The organism is Streptomyces sp. NBC_00038, assembly GCF_026343635.1.
Taxonomy (GTDB): Bacteria; Actinomycetota; Actinomycetes; order Streptomycetales; family Streptomycetaceae; genus Streptomyces.
The window spans coordinates 1,580,358-1,599,498 of sequence record NZ_JAPELQ010000001.1 but is presented as its reverse complement, the minus strand read 5'-3'; the positions used below and the strand labels follow the sequence as shown (position 1 = coordinate 1,599,498).

Genomic DNA, 19,141 nt, shown 5'->3' with positions numbered 1-19,141 from the left:
AGGGGCTTCGGCGCCGGGCCGGGCACGGAAGGGACTCTCAGCCGGCCATCGAGGCGTAGGCCAGAACCTTCTTGATCCTTACGCGTACGAGGAGTTCACCCGGAACCCCGTTGCGCTCCCCGAACTCCGCGGCGCGCTCCTCGCCCATGTAACGGGCGCCGATCCGAGCCGCCCAGTGCCGCAGCTCGTCGAGATCCTCCGAAAGCTCGGCCCGCCCCTCCAGCACGACGAAGTCGAAGGGCGGCCGGTCGTCGTCCACACACAACGCAACCCGCCCGTCTCTGGCCAGATTCCGTCCCTTGACGGTCTCCCTTCCGGTGTTGAAGACCACGTCGTCACCGTCCAGCAGAAACCAGATAGGCGCCACATGCGGACCTCCGTCGGCCCGGACGGTCGACAGTTTTCCCGTGCGGGTTCCGTGCGAGACGAACGCCCGCCATTGCTCCTCGGTCATCTTCTGTGCCATGCCCCCATCCTCCTTGCCCGGGCCCCGGCTGTGGTGAAGGCTGGCTGGTCAGATCCTCCGGTCAGGGGGATCGACACCACGGGGAGACCGGATCATGGCGCAGAACAAGGGACTTGGCTGGCTGCTGGACGATCTGACGGAGCGCGTCGAACACGTACGGCACGCGTTGGTGCTGTCCAACGACGGGCTGGTGACCGGTGCGAGTACGGGACTTCGGCGCGAGGACGCCGAACATCTCGCAGCCGTGTCGTCAGGTCTGCACAGCCTCGCCAAGGGATCCGGACGCCATTTCGGTGCTGGCCAGGTGCGCCAGACGATGATCGAGTTCGACGACGCGGTGCTCTTCGTCACCGCGGCGGGCGCCGGCAGCTGTCTGTGTGTCCTCGGCGCCGCGGAGGCCGACATCGGCCAGGTCGCTTATGAGATGACCTTGCTCGTGAACCGCGTCGGCGAGCACCTCGGCGTGGATACGCGACATCCGAAGAGCGCGCCCGTCAAAGACCTCTGACCTGCGCATACGTCGGCGCGGTCGAAGTTATCCACAGGCTCGGCGCGAGATCCGTCGAACCGGCTACGGTTTTTCTCGAAGCAAGCGCACGCCAGCGCGAGCAACTCGTACGACGGGGGAGAACCGCCATGTCCGGCAACACCATCACGACCATCGACCAATCCGCCACGTCCGCGGCCGGCATCTCCGTGTCCGCTATTCCTGCCACAGCCCCGGCAGAGGCAGGGACACGCCGACCGTCCCTCGCGCTCAGCCGTGCCGCGCGAGAACTCGATCTCAAGCGCGGTGAGTTCGACCTCGCTGTACAGCTCGGGTGCGTCCGGACCCTTCCGGATGAAGGGGGAGGAGGACGCAGGGTCTCCCGGACGGAGATCGACCGGGTGCGCTCCGAGGACGGCTATCCCGAGGCCCTGCGGGACCGCGTCAAGACCGTGGGTACCAAGGAGGGTGCCGCTCTCATGGAAGTGACGACCGCAAGGTTCACGCGCCTCGCGCGTCTGGGGCTGGTGGTGCCGGTGAAGTTCTATCTGAACCGGTACCGGGCGGTCGTGTGGCTGTATCTGGCAGAGGAATTGCGCCAGTTCGCGGCCGACAAGGACAACGCCCGGCTGCTGAGCGGCCGTACACCAGAAGGACTCCGCGATCAGCTGGACGAAGGCCTGGACCTCCGTCCCCGAAACTGGCGGGGGCGCCACATGGGGTTCCTGCTGCGACAGACCGAGGACCCGTGGGAGCGGGCCGCGGTTGTGGCGTCCCTGCTCGGCACGGTCCAGGTCGCCGAGATCGTCAGGGATCCGTACGAGCGCGCCCTTCTGAACCGCTGCCGGCCCGAACGCGCCTCCCACGGTGCACCCGACTCTCCCGCCGCGCACACCGCCTCGCGGATCATGACAGCCGAAGATGCCGACGAGATCAGCTGGCTCCGGGCCGACTTGGGGCAGCTTCTCGCCGAAGCCCGCGATCTCCGTCCCGCTCCGCGCCCCGCGCCGAGGGCTTCACAGCCGACGGTCCCACGCCCGGGACCGGCCGTAGGACCGGCTGTGGGACGGCCGGATCGGCCCGCGACCGAGGAACCCGAGCGGCCACGGAGGCTGCTCGGCTGGCTGCGCCGCAAGAACCCCTGAAGGCCCGGCACTTCCCTCGGGCCCGGCACTTCCCACAACCCCGGACTGGCTACGGCCCCGGAGGCTACAGGGCCCTGAAAAGCCCCTCTTGGACGACCGAGACGAGCAGGCGTCCCTCCAGGTCGTAGATGCGTCCACGGGCGAGCCCGCGCCCGCCCGTCGCGATGGGGGACTCCTGGTCGTAGAGGAACCACTCGTCCGCGCGGAACGGCCGGTGGAACCACATGGCGTGGTCCAGCGAGGCCATGTCGAATCCCCGCGGACCCCACAGCGGTTCCACCGGAATGCGGACGGCGTCCAGAAGGGTCATGTCGCTTGCGTACGTCAGCGCGCAGGTGTGCACGAGCGGGTCGTCGCCCAGCGGCCCGACGGCGCGCATCCACACGGCGCTGCGCGGCTCGGCGTCCTTGATCTCCTCGGGGGTCCAGCGGAGCCGGTCCACATAGCGGATGTCGAAGGGCTGACGCCGGGCCATGCGCTCCAATGCCTCGGGGAGCGCGCCCAGATGCTCTTTGATCTCCTGCGCCAGCGTCGGCAGCGACTCCGGATCCGGGACCTCGCGGGCCGGCGGCAGCTGGTGCTCGAAGCTCCCTTGCTCAGGCTTGTGAAAGGAGGCGGTCAGATTGAAGATCGTGCGGCCCTGCTGCACGGCGGTGACGCGACGCGTGGTGAACGACCGCCCGTCCCGGACCCGTTCGACCTGGTACACGATCGGCACGCCCGGGATGCCCGGGCGCAGGAAGTACGCGTGCAGTGAGTGCACCGGCCGGTCGCCTTCCGTGGTGCGCCCGGCGGCGACCAGAGCCTGGCCCGCCACCTGGCCGCCGAACACCCGCTGCAGTGACTCCTGCGGGCTGCGGCCACGGAAGATGTTGACCTCGATCTGCTCTAGATCGAGCAGGTCGACAAGCCTCTCGGCTGGATTCGTCATGTCTGGGATTCTCCTGTGCTCACAGCTGGCCGACGTCGGTGACCCGGACGACCGCACGGCCCTCGGCGTCGGAGGCCGTGAGGTCGACTTCCGCGCTGATGCCCCAGTCGTGGTCGCCGTTCGGGTCGGCGAAGGTCTGACGGACGCGCCACAGGCCGTTCTGCGGCTCTTCCACGATCGACAGCAGCTTGGGGCCGCGGGCATCGGGGCCGGTGCCGAGGTCCTCGTACTCGTCCCAGTACTTGTCCATCGCCTCGCCCCAGGCATCGGCGTCCCAGCCGGCGTCGGCATCCAGCTCGCCGAGCTCGTTCACGTGGTCGAGGGCGGCGAGTTCGACGCGGCGGAACATGGCGTTGCGGACCAGGACGCGGAAGGCGCGGGCGTTCGCGGTGACCGGCTTGACCTCGTCGGCCTTCTCCTGGGCCTCCTCGGCCGTCATCACCTCGGGGTTGGCGAGCTGCTCCCACTCGTCCAGGAGGCTGGAGTCGACCTGACGCACCATCTCGCCGAGCCAGGCGATCAGGTCCTCCAGGTCCTCGGACTTGAGGTCGTCCGGGACGGTGTGTTCAAGGGCCTTGTAGGCACTGGCGAGGTAGCGCAGGACGATGCCCTCGGTGCGGGCGAGCTCGTAGAAGGAGACGAACTCGGTGAAGGTCATCGCCCGTTCGTACATGTCACGGATGATCGACTTCGGCGACAGGGGGTGGTCACCGACCCACGGATGGCTCTTGCGGTAGACGTTGTAGGCGTGGAAGAGCAGCTCCTCCATCGGCTTGGGGTACGACACGTCCTGGAGCCGCTCCATGCGCTCCTCGTACTCGACGCCGTCCGCCTTCATCGCCGCCACGGCCTCACCGCGCGCCTTGTTCTGCTGGGCGGCGAGGATCTGCCGCGGATCGTCCAGCGTGGACTCGAGGACCGACACCATGTCCAGGGCGTACGAGGGGGATTCGGGCTCCAGGAGGTCGAACGCGGCGAGCGCGAAGGTCGACAGCGGCTGGTTGAGCGCGAAGTCCTGCTGCAGATCGACGGTGAGACGCACGATGCGGCCCTCGGCGTCCGGCTTGTCGAGCTTCTCGACGACGCCGCCGTCGAGAAGCGAGCGGTAGATGGCGATCGCCCGCCGGATGTGCCGCAGCTGCTGCTTGCGCGGCTCGTGGTTGTCCTCCAGCAGGTGCCGCATCGCCTCGAAGGCGTTCCCGGGCCGGGCGATCACCGAGAGGAGCATGGTGTGGGTGACCCGGAAACGGGAGGTCAGCGGCTCGGGCTCGGAGGCGATGAGCTTCTCGAAGGTGGTGTCCGTCCAGCCGACGAAGCCCTCGGGAGCCTTCTTGCGCACCACTTTGCGGCGCTTCTTCGGATCGTCGCCGGCCTTGGCGAGCGACTTCTCGTTCTCGATGACGTGCTCGGGCGCCTGAGCGACGACGAAACCCGCGGTGTCGAAGCCCGCGCGCCCGGCGCGGCCCGCGATCTGGTGGAACTCGCGGGCACGAAGGGTCCGGACCCGCGTGCCGTCGTACTTCGTCAGCGCGGTGAACAGCACAGTGCGAATGGGGACGTTGACGCCGACGCCGAGGGTGTCCGTACCGCAGATGACCTTCAGGAGACCGGCCTGGGCCAGCTTCTCCACGAGCCGTCGGTACTTGGGCAGCATGCCCGCGTGGTGCACGCCGATGCCGTGACGCACGTAACGGGACAGGTTCTGGCCGAACTTGGTGGTGAAGCGGAAATTGCCGATCAGGTCGGCGATCTTGTCCTTCTCCTCGCGCGTGCACATGTTGATGCTCATCAGCGCCTGCGCCCGCTCCACGGCCTGCGCCTGGGTGAAGTGCACGATGTAGACGGGCGCCTGCTTGGTCGCCAGCAGGTCGGTGAGGGTCTCAGTCAGCGGACTCAGCACGTACTCGTAGGACAGCGGCACGGGCCGGGTCGCCGAGCGCACCACCGAGGTGGGCCGGCCGGTGCGCCGGGTGAGGTCCTTCTCGAACATCGAGACGTCGCCGAGCGTCGCCGACATCAGAATGAACTGCGCCTGTGGCAGTTCCAGGATCGGGATCTGCCACGCCCAGCCGCGGTCGGCTTCCGCGTAGAAGTGGAACTCGTCCATCACGACCTGGCCGACATCCGCGTGCTTGCCGTCGCGCAGGGCGATGGAGGCCAGCACCTCGGCGGTGCAGCAGATGATGGGGGCGTCGGCGTTCACGGAGGCGTCGCCGGTCAGCATGCCGACGTTCTCGGTGCCGAACATCTTGCACAGCTCGAAGAACTTCTCCGAGACGAGAGCCTTGATCGGCGCCGTGTAGAAGGTGACCTCGTCGCGGGCGAGAGCCGCGAAGTGCGCGCCCGCGGCGATCATGCTCTTGCCCGAGCCGGTGGGCGTGGAGACGATCACGTTCGCGCCCGAGACCACCTCGATCAGCGCCTCCTCCTGGTGGGGATAGAGGGTGAGACCGCGTTCCCCGACCCACGACTCGAAGGCTTCGTAGAGGGCGTCGGGGTCTGCGGTCTGCGGCAGCTGATCGATAAGGGTCACGCCCCCATCTTGCCTGTGAACCGACTCGATGGGGGAATCGGATGCTCGTCCGAAGATCACGAACGCTACGCTGTGGCGCCGACGAAGCGTCAGCGCATGCGGGCAACTGGACAGCGGCACAAGAGGAATGGGGCGGGGAACGGCCATGATGGGACCAGCACACTCACTGTCGGGAGCTGCGGCCTGGCTCGGCGTCGGAGCGGCGGCAGCCGCGGCCGGTCACACGATGCCCTGGCCGGTTCTCCTCGTCGGGGCCCTGATCTGCGCGGGAGCCGCGCTCGCCCCCGACCTGGACCACAAGGCGGCCACCATCTCGCGGGCCTTCGGACCCGTCTCACGAGGTCTGTGCGAGATCGTCGACAAACTCTCGTACGCCGTCTACAAGGGGACGCGCAAGCCGGGCGACCCGCGGCGCTCCGGCGGGCACCGGACGCTGACGCACACCTGGCTCTGGGCTGTGCTGCTCGGCGCGGGCACCTCGGTCGCCGCGATCACCGGAGGCCGCTGGGCGGTCCTGGCCATCCTCTTCGTGCACCTGGTGCTCGCCATCGAAGGGCTGCTCTGGCGGGCGACCCGTGGTTCCAGCGCCGACGTCCTGGTCTGGCTGCTGGCCGCGACCAGCGCCTGGATCCTCGCCGGAACCCTGGACAAGCCGGGCAACGGCGCGGACTGGCTGTTCACAGCCCCGGGTCAGGAGTACCTGTGGCTCGGTCTGCCCATCGTCCTGGGCGCCCTGGTACACGACATCGGGGACGCCCTGACGGTTTCCGGCTGCCCGATCCTGTGGCCCATCCCGGTCGGCCGGAAGCGCTGGTACCCGATCGGCCCGCCCAAGGCGCTGCGCTTCAGGGCCGGCAGCTGGGTGGAGCTCAAGGTGCTGATGCCGGTGTTCATACTGCTGGGCGGGGTGGGGTGTGCGGCGGCGCTCAATGTCTTCTGAGTGACCGTGCCGCGTGGTCACTCAGTGGCGGCCCCGCCACTTTCCTGGCCCGCACCCCCGTACCGCCGCTCGAACTGAGCGATCCGGCCCTCCGTGTCCACCGTCCGCGCCTTCCCCGTGTAGAACGGATGGCTCTCCGAGGAGATCTCGACGTCGACGACGGGGTAGGTCTCGCCGTCGTCCCAGTCGATGGTGTTGTCGCTCGTCGCGGTGGAGCGGGTGAGGAAGGCGTAGCCGGCGGCGCGGTCGCGGAAGACGACGGCGTGGTAGTCGGGCTGCTTGTCCTGCTGCATGGTGGGTGCTCCTTGCGGGGGAGTGACGAGGGCCGGTCAGCCGGACAGGGTGTCCTCGTCGACGATGTGCATCGCGGCCTCCTCGGCGGAGGCCGCTGCGCCGTCGATGCCTACGTCGGTGGCGATGAGCCCGCTCTCCTCGTCTTCGTGTGCCCCTTCGTCGGGGGCCACGAGACGGCCGGAGCGGAGGGCGCCCACCTCGTTGTCCAGAGGTTCGCCGTCGGTGCCCTCGCAGTCGCCGATGCCGTCCCCGTCGGGTTCGGCGACGTCGGGGAGCTCCTCCGAGAGACGCTGGTCCAGGGTCTCGCCCCGTTGGCGTTCCTCGGCGGTCACTCCGGAGTGCTCCACCGCCCACGGCCGGTCCGGCGGGGACCAGCCACGGTCGAGGGGATCACCGACGCCGTCGGTGTCCAGGGTGTCCTCGGCGTCGAGCAGCCCCGCGTCGTCCTGTACCTCGGATCCGTCGGGCTGGTAGACGTCGTCTCCCCATCCGTCGGCGCTGTCCACGGGTACCTCCAGGTGGTGCGGGCCGGGCCCGGTACCGCCGCGCTCGACGGCGGGCGCGCGGGCCGCTGGACACAGGTGTCACCCGGTGCGAACCGGGTGGTTCCCGGGGGTTCCCCGGGCCGGTGTCCACGTCCAGCCTTCCACCCCCCTTCGGCACCGCGCAACGCCACACGGTCCGAGCATGGGCGCCCACGGCAATTCAGGGGCGCCCATGGAGGACCGGCGCGGCCCGCTCGCTCACCCGTGCCAGGACCGCCACAGTGCCGCGTACGCGCCGTCGGCGGCGACCAGCTGGTCGTGGCTGCCGAGTTCGCTGATGCGGCCGTTCTCGACGACGGCGATGACGTCGGCGTCGTGGGCGGTGTGCAGCCGGTGGGCGATGGCGACGACGGTGCGGCCGTCGAGGACGCGGGCCAGGGAGCGTTCCAGGTGACGGGCCGCGCGCGGGTCGAGGAGCGAGGTCGCCTCGTCCAGGACCAGCGTGTGCGGATCCGCGAGCACCAGCCGGGCCAGCGCGATCTGCTGGGCCTGGGCAGGGGTGAGTCCGAGCCCGCCCGACCCGACCTCCGTGTCCAGGCCGTCGTCGAGGGCCTGCGCCCAGCCGTCCGCGTCGACCGCGCCGAGCGCCGCCCACAGCTCCGCGTCGACGGCACCCGTCCGGGCGAGCAGCAGGTTGTCGCGCAGGGAGCCCACGAAGACGTGGTGCTCCTGGTTGACCAGGGCCACATGGGAGCGCACCTCCTCGGCGGGCATCCGGGACAGTTCGGCGCCGCCGAGGGTGATCCGGCCGTCGCGGGGCGCGTAGATGCCGGCGAGGAGTCGGCCCAGCGTGGACTTGCCCGCGCCGGACGGGCCGACCAGGGCGAGCCGGGTGCCGGGCGCGACCGCCAGGGAGACGTCGCGCAGTACGTCCACGCCGGCGCGGTAGCCGAAGTGCACCCGGTCCGCGTGCACGTCGCGCCCGTCCGGGGCCACCCCTGGGTCGCCCGCGTCGGGCTCGATGTCCCGGACACCGACCAGCCGGGCCAGCGAGACCTGAGCGACCTGCAACTCGTCGTACCAGCGGAGGATCAGCCCCACTGGGTCGACGAGCATCTGCGCGATGAGCGCGCCCGTCGTCAGCTGGCCCACACCGATCCAGCCCTGCAGGACGAAGACCCCGCCGATCATCAGAACCGAGCAGAGGACGGTGACGTGGGTGGCGTTGATGACGGGGAAGAGCACCGAGCGCAGGAAGAGCGTGTAGCGCTCCCAGGAGGTCCACTCCTTGACTCGGCGATCCGACAGGTCGATACGGCGCACGCCCAGGCGGTGTGCCTCGACGGTGCGCCCGGCGTCCACCGTTTCGGCGAGGACGGCGGCCACGGCGGCGTATCCGGCGGCCTCCGAGCGGTAGGCGGAGGGTGCGCGCTTGAAGTACCAGCGGCAGCCGACCACCAGCAGCGGTACGGCGACCAGCACGGCGGGCGCGAGGGGCGGCGCCGTCACGGCGAGTCCACCGAGGAGCAGGGCCACCCACACGACGCCGATGGCCAGCTGGGGCACCGCCTCGCGCATCGCGTTGGCGAGCCGGTCGATGTCCGTGGTGATGCGGGACAGCAGGTCGCCCGTTCCGGCCCGCTCCAGCACGCCGGGGGGCAGCCCCACCGAACGTACGAGGAAGTCCTCACGCAGGTCGGCGAGCATCCGTTCGCCGAGCATGGCCCCGCGCAGCCGTACCTGACGTACGAACACGGCCTGTACGACGATCGCGAGGACGAACAGCGCGGCCGTGCGCTCCAGATGGAGTTCGCGTGCCTGGTCCGAGACCCGCTCGACGACCGAGCCCAGCAGATAGGGCCCGGCCATCGAGGCCAGGACGGCCACCGTGTTGACGGTGACGAGCAGCAGGAAGGCCCGGCGGTGCCGTTGGAACAGTTCGACCACGTAGGCGCGTACGGTCGCGGGGGCGCCGACGGGCAGCGTGTTCGCCGTCGTCGGGGCCGCCGGGTCGTACGCCGGTGGCGCCAGGCCGATCATGCGGTCTCCTCGATTTCTTCCAGTACGTCTTCGAGCGCGTCGTCCAGTACGGCTTCTTCGTCCAGTACGTCTGTCAGCGCGCCGTCGGCCGAGGCCTCCTCGTCGGTCTCGCGGGTCACGACGGCCCGGTACCGCGGCTCGCTGTGCAGCAGCTCGCGGTGGACGCCGACCGCCGCCACCTGGCCCTCGTGCACCAGCACGACCCGGTCCGCGTGGTCCAGGAGCAGCGGTGAGGAGGTGAGGACCACCGTCGTGCGGCCGGTGCGCAGCGAGCGCACGCCGTCGGCGATCCGTGCCTCGGTGTGCGAGTCGACGGCGGACGTCGGCTCGTCGAGGACGAGCACCTCGGGGTCGGTGATCAGCGACCGGGCCAGTGCGAGGCGCTGCCGCTGGCCGCCCGACAGGGAGCGGCCGCGTTCGGTGACGCGGGCGTCCATCGGGTCCTCCGCCTCCAGCGACCCTTGGGCGAGCGCGTCAAGGACGTCGCCGCACTGTGCGGCCGCCAAGGCCTCGGCGGGGCTCACCGCGCCCGACGAGGGCACGTCGAGGAGTTCGTGCAGCGAGCCGGACAGCAGCACCGGGTCCTTGTCCTGGACGAGGACGGCGGTACGGGCCGAGTCGAGGGGCAGTTCGTCCAGCGGTACGCCGCCGAGGAGCGCCGAAGCGCCCTCGACGCCGGGATGTCCGCCCAGCCGCTCGGCGAGCAGTCCCGCCAGGTCCGGGTCACCGCACACCACGGCGGTGAGCCGTCCGGCGGGCGCGAGCAGCCCGGTCGCGGGGTCGTACAGATCCCCGGTCGGCACCTCCGCCGATCGCGACCCGCCACTGTCCATGGCGCGTTCGAGCGAGAGCACCCGGGCAGCGCGCTTGGCGGACGGGCGCGAGAAGGAGTACGCCATGGCGATCTCCTCGAAGTGCCGCAGCGGGTAGGTGAGCAGCATGACCGCGCTGTACACGGTGACCAGTTCGCCGACCGTGATCCGGCCGTCGCGGGCCAGACCCACGCCGTGCCAGACGACGGCGATCAGCAGCAGACCGGGCAGCAGTACCTGGACCGCCGAGATCAGGGACCACATCCGGGCACTGCGTACAGCCGCATGGCGCACTTCCTGGGAGGCGCGGCGGTAGCGGTCGAGGAACAGTTCCTCGCCGCCGATGCCGCGCAGCACCCGCAGGCCCGCGACGGTGTCCGAGGCCAGTTCGGTGGCGCGGCCGGCCTTCTCGCGCTGGAAGTCGGCGCGCCTGGTGGCCCGGGGCAGCAGCGGCAGCACAGCGAGCGCCAGGACGGGCACGCCCACGGCGACGATCACACCCAGTGCCGGCTGGTAGACGACCAGGCCGATACAGACCAGCACGATGGTGAGCGCCGCCGCCGTGAACCGGGACACGGCCTCCACGAACCAGCCGATCTTCTCGACGTCGCCGGTGGAGACCGCGACGACCTCGCCGGCCGCGACCCGGCGGGTCAGCGCGGAGCCGAGCTGAGCGGTCTTGCGTGCCAGCAGTTGCTGGACGCGTGCGGCGGCCAGGATCCAGTTGGTGACCGCGGCACGGTGCAGCATGACCTCGCCCAGCGCGATGCCCGCGCCACACAGCACCATCAGTCCGCCGGTCAGCGCCAGCCGTGTGCCGGAGCGGTCGACGGCGGCCTGGACGGCGAGGCCTACGCAGAACGGCAGTCCGGAGACCGACACGAAGTGCAGCAGTCCCCAGGCGAGGGCTTTGACCTGCCCACCGAGCTGATTGCGGCCGAGCCACCACAGGAATCGGGGACCCGAGCGTGCGTCAGGCACTCCCGGGTCGGGATACGGAAGGTCTTGAATCTGCATGACGTCCCAGTGGCTCGTGTCAGGGGGGTGGAGGTAACCGTGAAATCCGCGGCCGATCGACCCCGCGGAGCTCGACATCCGTCGGCAACAAACCGTGAAAGGTTCGCGTCGCAGCGTGGTCGAAAGCAAACGATTTTTCGCCCCAGGGCAAAGATTCAGCCCCCCACCCGGCCGTGGTGATGAGTGACAAGGTGGACCTGAAGGCCTGAGGGACCGGTGTGGCGGAAGGGCCTCATTGCGGCCGGGGCCAACTCCCCGTAGAACACCGCCCATGAGAAGACGGATCATCATGTCCATGCTCGCCGGGGCGACCCTCGTGGCGAGCACCCTCCTCGGAGCGAGCCCGGCGTCCGCCGCCCAATTCGCCGACCCGCCCGCCGAGTTCGGCACCGACTGGCACGACCCGCTGACCGCGGCGTCGCCCGTCACCAAGCCCGACACGAGATCATGCGAAGTCACCGTCGCCCAGGCGCAGTTCAGGAACTTCACGCCGTACGAGGGCGACTACACGCCGCCCGGCGACTGCGGCGACCGCTGGAGCAAGGTCGTGCTGCGGCTCGACGGCAACGTCAAGGGGCGGCAGTACGACCGTCTCGGCTACCTCCACATCGGTGGCGTCGAGGTTTTCCGTACGTCCACTCCGCAGCCTTCGCCCGACGGCATCGAGTGGTCCGTCGAGAAGGACGTCACGCGGTACAGCGACACTCTGCGCACCGAACAGCCCGTCGAGATGCTCATCGGCAACGTCGTCGACGACACGTACACCGGCATCATCGACGTCAAGGTCACGCTGACCTTCTACGCCGCCGAGGGCACCGCCAAGAAGGCCGAGGCCGCGACCCCCGACCGCGTCCTCACCCTTCAGGACGGCGCCCTCACCACTCCGCGCAACAGTGAGCGCATCGTCGCCGAGGTGTACGCGACGGGGTCCGGCGGCGGCTGTGAGGAGTACTGGTATCTGACGGTGCCCGAGCCGGCGCCGTACTCCTGCAAGGCCGACAACGGCCCCTACCGGGAAGTGCAGATCAAGGTCGACGGTCAACTCGCCGGTATCGCCGAGCCGTTCCCGACCGTGTGGACGGGCGGCTGGTCCAACCCCTTCCTCTGGTACGTGATTCCGGGCCCGCGTGCCTTCGACATCAAGCCCGTCGAGTACGACCTGACGCCGTTCGCGGGACTCCTCAACGACGGCCGCCCGCACCGGATCGACGTCTCCGTCGTGGGCGTCCCCGAGGGGCAGACCGGCTGGAGCGCTCCGGTCAACGTCCTCGTCTGGCAGGACGCGAAGAGCGAGCACGTGAGCGGTGCGCTCACGGAGGTCAAGGCGGGAACTCTCGCCAACTCCTCGACGTACACGCCTGGTTCGGAACACCGTCTCGACACCGAAGGCGGTCACCGGCTGACGGTCGCCGGGTACGTCGACACCTCGCACGGCCGGGTGAAGACCACGGTGAGCCGCAAGCTGGCGAACGCCTCCGTGCACCGCTGGACCGAGGGCGAGAACACGGACGGGCTCAAGGCCACCTGGACCGACGACGAGACGGTCACCGTCGACGGGCGGGGGCCGGCCACCGCGACGCGCACGCAGCGCACGTACACGATGGACGGAACGACCACGCTCGGCACGGACGACCGGCTGCGCACCGTCCTCACCCTCGGCGACCGGGCGGCGGTCGACGAGACGCGCGGCGGGCGGCGCACCTCGTGGTCCCGGCTCGACGACACCTACGCGGGTGACGCGACGTATACGGCGAACGTGCCGCGTGACCAGCGCCACGCGGTCGGTACGACGAGTGAGCGCTACCGGCTGTACGGCTCGGCCGGGTGCTACGACCGCAGCCTGGTCACCGTGCAGGGCGTGTTGACGGAGGACCGCAGCGACTGCTGAGGCGACAGAGGTCGCGGAGGCCCTGGGGAGACTTCCGTGTCACGTCCATGATTTACATGGACGTGACACGGAGGTCTCCAGCGGAATCAATCACTCCTCAATAGTGATCATCGCGGAAGCGCTTTTCCGCATCCCAGAAGTCGTTCGGAGGAGTGCCCCGTGCCGCCGTCTGTACCGTCCCCGCGACGCGTCGCACACATATTGCGTACCTCACTGTTCGCGCAGGTCGCCTGCGCGCTCGTACTCGGAATCATCGTCGGAAAGCTGTGGCCCGACGTGGCCACGGACCTTCAGCCGCTCGGCGACGGTTTCACCCGCCTCATCAAGACGATCATCTCGCCGCTCGTGTTCTGCGTGGTCGTCGTCGGTATCGCCAAGGCCGGAGACCTGAAGGCGTTCGGCCGGATCGGGCTGAAGGCCCTGATCTGGTTCGAGGTCGCGTCGACGGCCGCTCTGCTGATCGGTCTGGTCGCTGCCAACGTTGTCCAGCCCGGTTCGGGCATGAACGTCGACCCGTCCACGCTCGACACCTCGGCGGTCGACGCGAAGACGGGGGGCGGCTCGCTGCCCTCGACGACCGAGTTCATCGTCAACGCGATCCCCACCAGTTTCATCGGCGCATTCGCCGAGAACTCCCTGCTCCAGGTGCTGATCCTGGCCTGTCTGGTCGGTGCCGCGCTGCTCCATCTCGGCCACACCAAGGTGCCGAAGGTCCTGCCCGCCATCGAGCAGGCCCAGGAGATCATCTTCGCGGTCGTCGGCTTCATCATGAGGCTGGCCCCGATCGCGGTGTTCGGCGCGATGGCCGTTCTGATCGGCCAGTACGGGCTCGGTGTGATCGAGACGTACGCCAAGCTGATCATCCTGTGTTACGCGGCCGCGGCGCTCTTCATCGCGCTGCTCGCCGTCGCCCTCAAGATGGTCACCGGACTCAGCCTCTGGAAGTTCCTGCGTTATATCCGCGAGGAGATGCTCCTCGCGCTCGGCACCGCCTCCACCGAGTCGGTCATGCCGCGCGTGATGCAGAAGCTGCGCCGGGCCGGCGCCCGTGACGACGCCGTGGGTCTGGTGCTGCCGACGGGCTACTCCTTCAACCTCGACGGCGCCTCGCTCTACCTGTCCATCGGCACGCTGTTCATCGCGCAGGCGGTAGGCGTGGACTTGAGTCTCGGCCAGCAGATCACCGTGGTCCTCGTGCTCATGCTGACCAGCAAGGGCATGGCGGGCATTCCCGGTTCGGCCTTCCTCGCGCTGTCCGCGACCGCGTCCTCCCTGGGGGCGATCCCCGCCGGCGCCGTCGCCCTGCTCCTGGGTGTCGACCGCATCATGGACTCGATGCGTGTCGTGACGAACCTGCTCGGCAACTGTGTCGCGGTCTTCGCAGTCTCTCGCTGGGAGGGCGCGCTGGACACGGACCGGGCGAAGAAGGTGCTGGACGGGGAGATCGTGTTCGTGGAGGAGGACGAAGCGGAGGAGCCGGTGGCGCCCGTACGGGAGCCGCAGCCGGCCAAGGCCGACGTGCCCGTGCAGACAGCCAAGGAGACCGCTTCCGAGGTCAGTTGACCGGGTGAGCGATTCCAGGACGGGCCGCGGCGCCGACTCCAGTGGTACGGAGTCGGCGCCGCGGCCCGTTGCGCGGCCTCTCGTGGTGGCGGACCCACCGTGTGTGCAGTGGGGGACCTCAGCAGTCGTGGTCCGGCCTCGGCACCCCGTCCACCAGCGTGTTCAGCAGCCCGCCGAGCACCTCGCGCTGCCCGTCCGTCAGCGGGGCGAGGATCTCCTCCGCGGCCGAGCGGCGGGCGGCGCGCAGTTCCCCCAGGGCCTTGCGCCCCTCTTCCGTGACCTCGATGCGGATCACCCGCCGGTTGGTGGGATCGGGGACCCGGCGCACCTTGCCGCTCGCCTCCAGGCCGTCGACCAGGGTGGTCACGGCGCGAGGCACCACCTCCAGGCGCGCGGCCAGATCGGCCATGCGTGGCGGTGAGCTGTAGTGCGCGAGCGTGCGCAGCAGCCGGGACTGGGCCGGTGTGATGCCCAGCTCACGATGCTCCAGATGGCGCTTCTGGATGCGGTGCACTCGGCGGGTCAGCCGCAGCAGTTGCTCGGCGAGCAGGCCGTCGGCATCGGGGGTGGTCATGTGGGAACAATATCAGGACCTTGTTCATTGTGAGTATAGGTAACAATGAGCTATGCTCCGCCAGGCGTCACTAAATTCCGCAAGTCGTGATCACTGGTCACCCCAAGTCATCGTCGTCTCATCTCCCGTAGGAGCCCATGCGTCCCGAACGGCCCACCTGGACCCCGTCACCTGCCGACAAGGAACAGCCTCGGCAGGTGCGCCGCATCCTGAAACTCTTCCGGCCCTACCGTGGCCGTCTCGCGGTCGTCGGCCTGCTGGTCGGCGCCGCCTCCCTCGTCTCCGTCGCCACGCCCTTCCTGCTGAAGGAAATCCTGGATGTGGCGATCCCGCAGGGCCGCACCGGTCTGCTGAGCCTGCTCGCGCTCGGCATGATCCTCAGCGCGGTCGTCACCAGCGTCTTCGGCGTGCTGCAGACTCTGATCTCCACGACCGTCGGCCAGCGCGTCATGCACGACCTGCGCACCGCCGTCTACGGCCGCCTCCAGCACATGTCGCTCGCCTTCTTCACCCGGACCCGCACGGGCGAGGTCCAGTCCCGCATCGCCAACGACATCGGCGGCATGCAGGCGACCGTGACCTCCACCGCCACTTCGCTGGTCTCCAACCTCACCAGCGTCGTCGCCACGATCGTGGCGATGCTCGCGCTGGACTGGCGGCTCACCGCCGTGTCGCTGCTCCTGCTGCCGATCTTCGTCTGGATCAGCCGCCGGGTCGGCCGCGAGCGCAAGAAGATCGCCACGGAGCGCCAGAAGCAGATGGCCACGATGGCCGCCACCGTCACCGAGTCGCTCTCCGTCAGCGGCATCCTGCTCGGCCGCACCATGGGCCGCGCCGACTCGCTCACGAAGTCCTTCGGGGACGAATCCGAGAGCCTTGTCGACCTCGAAGTGAGGTCGAACATGGCGGGCCGCTGGCGCATGGCCGTCATCACCATCGTCATGGCCGCCATGCCCGCCGTCATCTACTGGACCGCCGGCATCGCCTTCCAGCTCGGCGGCCCGACCGTGACGATCGGCACACTCGTCGCCTTCGTCTCGCTCCAGCAGGGCCTGTTCCGGCCGACGGTCAGCCTGCTGTCCACCGGCGTGCAGATCCAGACCTCGCTCGCCCTGTTCCAGCGCATCTTCGAGTACCTCGACCTCCCCATAGACATCACCGAGCCGGACAACCCCGTCCACCTCGACCGGGTCAAGGGCGAGATCCGCTTCGAGGACGTCGAGTTCCGCTACGACGACAGAAGCGGCCCGATCCTCGACGGCATCGACATCACCGTCCCCGCGGGCGGCAGTCTCGCCGTCGTCGGCCCGACCGGTGCCGGGAAGTCCACGCTCAGCTATCTGGTGCCGCGGCTGTACGACGTCACGGGCGGGCGGGTCACCCTCGACGGGGTCGATGTACGGGACCTGGACTTCGACACGCTCGCGCGCGCGGTCGGCGTCGTATCGCAGGAGACGTACCTCTTCCACGCCTCGGTCGCCGACAACCTGCGCTTCGCCAAGCCGGACGCCACCGACGAGGAGCTGGAGGCGGCGGCGCGGGCGGCCCAGATCCACGACCACATCGCGTCCCTGCCCGACGGGTACGACACGGTCGTCGGCGAGCGCGGCCACCGGTTCTCGGGCGGCGAGAAGCAGCGGCTCGCCATCGCCCGCACCATCCTGCGCGACCCGCCGGTGCTCATCCTCGACGAGGCGACGAGCGCTCTGGACACCCGTACGGAGCACGCCGTCCAGGAAGCCATCGACGCGCTGTCGGCCAACCGGACCACGCTCACCATCGCGCACCGGCTGTCCACCATTCGTGGCGCCGACCAGATCGTGGTCCTCGACTCCGGCCACGCGGTCGAACGGGGCACGCACGAGGAGCTGTTGGAGCATGACGGGCGCTATGCCGCCCTCGTCCACCGGGACGCCCAATTGGAGCCGACAAGATGAAGATATGTCGGGTTTGTAGGCATTAGCGGGTTACCGTGCCCGCATGCAGATGAACACTCCGCCACGGAGCACGATTCGACTGACGCGCCGGGGCCGAGGCGCCCTCATCGCGGCCGGAGCCGTCGTGGCGGCCACCGCCGTGGCGGTGCCGCTGCTGAGGACGGGAGGCGAGGCCGCGCCGCCTGCGGCCCTCGTGATCCCGGAGGGCTGGCGCTCCGGACAGATCTACGACGCCGTCGACAAGGCCCTCCGGGTGCCGCCGGGCACCGCCAAGAAGTCGCTCGGGAAGGCCAACCTGAAGCTGCCGAACGACGCGGAGGGCAACCCGGAGGGTTATCTCTTCCCGGCGACGTATCCGATCGACAAGAAGGCGACTCCGGAGTCGCTGCTGTCCTTCATGGTCAGCACCGCGAACCAGAAGTTCAACAAGGCCCCGGTCACCGCCGGGGCGCAGCGCAACGCGATGAACGTCTACCAGGCGGTCACCATCGCGAGCATCGTCCAGGCCGAAGCGGCGACCAAGGAGGACATGGGGAAGGTGGCCCGCGTCATCTTCAACCGCCTGGAGCGGGGCATGCCGCTCCAGATGGACTCCACCATCAACTACGCGCTCAACCGCTCGACCCTGAACACGAGCCAGGACGACACGAAGATCAACAGCCCCTACAACTCGTACCAGCGCATGGGCCTGCCGCCCACGCCGATCGCCAACCCCGGCGAGGAGGCGATGCGTGTCGCGATCGCCCCGACCCCGGGCGACTGGCTGTACTTCGTCACGGTCAAGCCGGGCGACACGCGCTTCACGGCCAGTTACGAGGAGCACCTGAAGAACGTCGCCGAGTTCAACCAGAACCGGAAGAGCACCTCCCCGAGCCCCACCCGCTGATCCGTCGTACGGGGCATCACGCGGCGACCGGCGCCCCCGCCAGCAGCCGCCTGATGTCCCGCACCGCGGCGCGTCCCGCCCGGTTGGCGCCGATGGTGCTTGCCGAGGGGCCGTAACCGACGAGATGGACCCGTGGATCGGCGACCGCGCGCGTCCCCTCGACACGGATGCCGCCGCCCGGCTCACGCAGTCGCAGGGGCGCCAGATGGTCGATGGCGGCCCGGAACCCGGTCGCCCACAGGATGACGTCGGCGTCCACATGCCGCCCGTCGTCCCACGCGACACCGTCCGGTGTGATCCGGTCGAACATCGGCTGCCGGTCGAGGACGCCGTCGTACAGGGCCTGCCGGATCGCGTCGTTCAGCGGCAGTCCGGTCACCGAGACGACGCTCTTCGGCGGGAGCCCCTGACGGACCCGTTCCTCCACGAGCGCGACGGCCGCCCGGCCGAACTCCTCGTTGAAGGGACCCTCGCGGAAGACGGGCGGCCGGCGCGTCACCCAGGTGGTCGCGGCCGCGTACGGGGCGATCTCCATCAGATGCTGGGTGCCGGAGGCGCCGCCACCCACGACGATCACCCGCAGTCCGGCGAACTCTTCGGGGCCCGGGTACTGCGCCGTGTGCAACTGCCGCCCACGGAAGGTCTCCTGCCCGCGATAACGCGGCCAGAAAGGCCGGTCCCAGGTCCCGGTGGCATTGATCAGCGCACGCGCCGACCAGGCCCTGGCCGAGGTCTCCACGAGCAGCCGCCCCCGGGAGCCCTCGCGCACCGCGCGCACGTCCACCGGCCGGCGCACCCGCAGCTCGAAGGCGCGCTCATAGGCGTCGAAGTACTCCGCGATGACCTCGGCGGACGGGCGCGAGGGGTCCGCGTCGGTCAGTTCCATGCCGGGCAGGGAGTGCATCCCGTGCACCTTGCCGTACGTCAGTGACGGCCAGCGGAACTGCCAGGCGCCGCCCGGACGCGGCGCGTGGTCCAGGACCACGAAGTCACGCCCGGGCTCGAAGCCGGTGCGCCGCAGGTGATAGGCGCTCGACAGTCCGGCCTGCCCAGCGCCTATCACGACCACATCGACATCGGTGCCGACCTCCGTGTCGACTTCGCGTGCCTGTACCCCGGTGTTATTCACGCTTCTACCAACCG

General features: G+C 69.5%; 16 protein-coding genes. 7 read left to right on the top strand and 9 right to left on the bottom strand.

The genetic code is table 11. The features are described from left to right. Nucleotides 1-37: 37 nt before the first annotated feature. Nucleotides 38-466, bottom strand: coding sequence for a PPOX class F420-dependent oxidoreductase (locus OG219_RS07415; protein WP_266824115.1), 429 nt, complete (start codon nucleotides 464-466; stop codon nucleotides 38-40). A gap of 94 nt (nucleotides 467-560) precedes the next feature. Here OG219_RS07415 and OG219_RS07410 point away from each other — a divergent pair, with 94 nt between their 5' ends. Together OG219_RS07410 and OG219_RS07405 are read left to right on the top strand one after the other, a co-directional pair. Then, nucleotides 561-974, top strand: a complete 414-nt coding sequence (locus OG219_RS07410) for a roadblock/LC7 domain-containing protein (protein ID WP_266824113.1) — start codon at nucleotides 561-563, stop codon at nucleotides 972-974. Nucleotides 975-1,102: 128 nt separating this feature from the next. Next, a complete protein-coding gene (locus OG219_RS07405) occupies nucleotides 1,103-2,098 on the top strand; it encodes a DUF6397 family protein (RefSeq protein ID WP_266824111.1) in 996 nt (331 codons plus the stop codon). Between the two features lie 64 nt (nucleotides 2,099-2,162). On the opposite strand, the gene OG219_RS07400 is transcribed toward OG219_RS07405, so the two are convergent. Together OG219_RS07400 and OG219_RS07395 are read right to left on the bottom strand one after the other, a co-directional pair. Next, nucleotides 2,163-3,029: an acyl-CoA thioesterase II gene (locus OG219_RS07400; protein WP_266469070.1), complete on the bottom strand. Its 867-nt coding sequence runs from the start codon at nucleotides 3,027-3,029 to the stop codon at nucleotides 2,163-2,165. Nucleotides 3,030-3,048: 19 nt separating this feature from the next. Then, the gene (locus OG219_RS07395; RefSeq protein WP_266824108.1) at nucleotides 3,049-5,562 is read right to left on the bottom strand and encodes an RNA helicase; all 2,514 of its coding nucleotides are present in this window, start codon (nucleotides 5,560-5,562) and stop codon (nucleotides 3,049-3,051) included. Between the two features lie 145 nt (nucleotides 5,563-5,707). On the opposite strand from OG219_RS07395, the gene OG219_RS07390 reads away from it, so the two are divergent. Then, nucleotides 5,708-6,502, top strand: coding sequence for a metal-dependent hydrolase (locus OG219_RS07390; RefSeq protein WP_266824106.1), 795 nt, complete (start codon nucleotides 5,708-5,710; stop codon nucleotides 6,500-6,502). 17 nt (nucleotides 6,503-6,519) lie between these two features. Here OG219_RS07390 and OG219_RS07385 read toward each other — a convergent pair whose 3' ends face one another. From OG219_RS07385 to OG219_RS07370, 4 genes are all read right to left on the bottom strand, one after another. Continuing rightward, nucleotides 6,520-6,795 carry a type B 50S ribosomal protein L31 gene (locus OG219_RS07385; protein WP_266824104.1) on the bottom strand — a complete coding sequence of 92 codons (276 nt, stop codon included), beginning with the start codon at nucleotides 6,793-6,795 and terminating at the stop codon, nucleotides 6,520-6,522. A 36-nt stretch (nucleotides 6,796-6,831) separates the two neighbouring features. Beyond that, nucleotides 6,832-7,302, bottom strand: a complete 471-nt coding sequence (locus OG219_RS07380) for a DUF5709 domain-containing protein (protein WP_266824102.1) — start codon at nucleotides 7,300-7,302, stop codon at nucleotides 6,832-6,834. A 237-nt stretch (nucleotides 7,303-7,539) separates the two neighbouring features. After that, nucleotides 7,540-9,321, bottom strand: a complete 1,782-nt coding sequence (locus OG219_RS07375; protein WP_266824100.1) for an ABC transporter ATP-binding protein — start codon at nucleotides 9,319-9,321, stop codon at nucleotides 7,540-7,542. After that, the gene (locus tag OG219_RS07370) at nucleotides 9,318-11,150 is read right to left on the bottom strand and encodes an ABC transporter ATP-binding protein (RefSeq protein ID WP_266824098.1); all 1,833 of its coding nucleotides are present in this window, start codon (nucleotides 11,148-11,150) and stop codon (nucleotides 9,318-9,320) included. Before OG219_RS07370 ends, OG219_RS07375 begins: the two co-directional genes overlap by 4 nt. A gap of 271 nt (nucleotides 11,151-11,421) precedes the next feature. Between OG219_RS07370 and OG219_RS07365 the strand changes: the two genes are divergently transcribed. Both OG219_RS07365 and OG219_RS07360 read left to right on the top strand, forming a co-directional pair. Continuing rightward, the gene (locus OG219_RS07365) at nucleotides 11,422-13,038 is read left to right on the top strand and encodes a peptide-N4-asparagine amidase (RefSeq protein ID WP_266824096.1); all 1,617 of its coding nucleotides are present in this window, start codon (nucleotides 11,422-11,424) and stop codon (nucleotides 13,036-13,038) included. 159 nt (nucleotides 13,039-13,197) lie between these two features. Next, nucleotides 13,198-14,601 (top strand): cation:dicarboxylase symporter family transporter, encoded by a 1,404-nt coding sequence (locus OG219_RS07360; RefSeq protein WP_266824095.1) that lies wholly within the window; start codon nucleotides 13,198-13,200, stop codon nucleotides 14,599-14,601. 118 nt (nucleotides 14,602-14,719) lie between these two features. On the opposite strand, the gene OG219_RS07355 is transcribed toward OG219_RS07360, so the two are convergent. Then, the gene (locus OG219_RS07355) at nucleotides 14,720-15,175 is read right to left on the bottom strand and encodes a MarR family winged helix-turn-helix transcriptional regulator (RefSeq protein WP_266824094.1); all 456 of its coding nucleotides are present in this window, start codon (nucleotides 15,173-15,175) and stop codon (nucleotides 14,720-14,722) included. A gap of 137 nt (nucleotides 15,176-15,312) precedes the next feature. Between OG219_RS07355 and OG219_RS07350 the strand changes: the two genes are divergently transcribed. Together OG219_RS07350 and mltG are read left to right on the top strand one after the other, a co-directional pair. After that, a complete protein-coding gene (locus tag OG219_RS07350; RefSeq protein WP_266824093.1) occupies nucleotides 15,313-17,112 on the top strand; it encodes an ABC transporter ATP-binding protein in 1,800 nt (599 codons plus the stop codon). Between the two features lie 43 nt (nucleotides 17,113-17,155). Further along, a complete protein-coding gene (mltG, locus tag OG219_RS07345; RefSeq protein ID WP_266824092.1) occupies nucleotides 17,156-17,998 on the top strand; it encodes an endolytic transglycosylase MltG in 843 nt (280 codons plus the stop codon). Between the two features lie 16 nt (nucleotides 17,999-18,014). On the opposite strand, the gene OG219_RS07340 is transcribed toward mltG, so the two are convergent. Beyond that, the gene (locus OG219_RS07340) at nucleotides 18,015-19,127 is read right to left on the bottom strand and encodes an FAD-dependent oxidoreductase (protein WP_266824091.1); all 1,113 of its coding nucleotides are present in this window, start codon (nucleotides 19,125-19,127) and stop codon (nucleotides 18,015-18,017) included. Nucleotides 19,128-19,141: the final 14 nt, after the last annotated feature.

Excerpts from the sequence above, each read along its gene's own strand:
- OG219_RS07390 (WP_266824106.1), top strand. The coding sequence starts at position 5,708 with ATGATGGGACCAGCACACTCACTGTCGGGAGCTGCGGCCTGGCTCGGC.
- OG219_RS07350 (WP_266824093.1), top strand. The coding sequence starts at position 15,313 with ATGCGTCCCGAACGGCCCACCTGGACCCCGTCACCTGCCGACAAGGAA.
- OG219_RS07400 (WP_266469070.1), bottom strand. The coding sequence starts at position 3,029 with ATGACGAATCCAGCCGAGAGGCTTGTCGACCTGCTCGATCTAGAGCAG.
- OG219_RS07385 (WP_266824104.1), bottom strand. The coding sequence starts at position 6,795 with ATGCAGCAGGACAAGCAGCCCGACTACCACGCCGTCGTCTTCCGCGAC.
- OG219_RS07370 (WP_266824098.1), bottom strand. The coding sequence starts at position 11,150 with ATGCAGATTCAAGACCTTCCGTATCCCGACCCGGGAGTGCCTGACGCA.
- OG219_RS07355 (WP_266824094.1), bottom strand. The coding sequence starts at position 15,175 with ATGACCACCCCCGATGCCGACGGCCTGCTCGCCGAGCAACTGCTGCGG.
- OG219_RS07405 (WP_266824111.1), top strand. The coding sequence starts at position 1,103 with ATGTCCGGCAACACCATCACGACCATCGACCAATCCGCCACGTCCGCG.
- OG219_RS07375 (WP_266824100.1), bottom strand. The coding sequence starts at position 9,321 with ATGATCGGCCTGGCGCCACCGGCGTACGACCCGGCGGCCCCGACGACG.
- OG219_RS07410 (WP_266824113.1), top strand. The coding sequence starts at position 561 with ATGGCGCAGAACAAGGGACTTGGCTGGCTGCTGGACGATCTGACGGAG.
- OG219_RS07365 (WP_266824096.1), top strand. The coding sequence starts at position 11,422 with ATGAGAAGACGGATCATCATGTCCATGCTCGCCGGGGCGACCCTCGTG.
- OG219_RS07415 (WP_266824115.1), bottom strand. The coding sequence starts at position 466 with ATGGCACAGAAGATGACCGAGGAGCAATGGCGGGCGTTCGTCTCGCAC.
- mltG (WP_266824092.1), top strand. The coding sequence starts at position 17,156 with ATGCAGATGAACACTCCGCCACGGAGCACGATTCGACTGACGCGCCGG.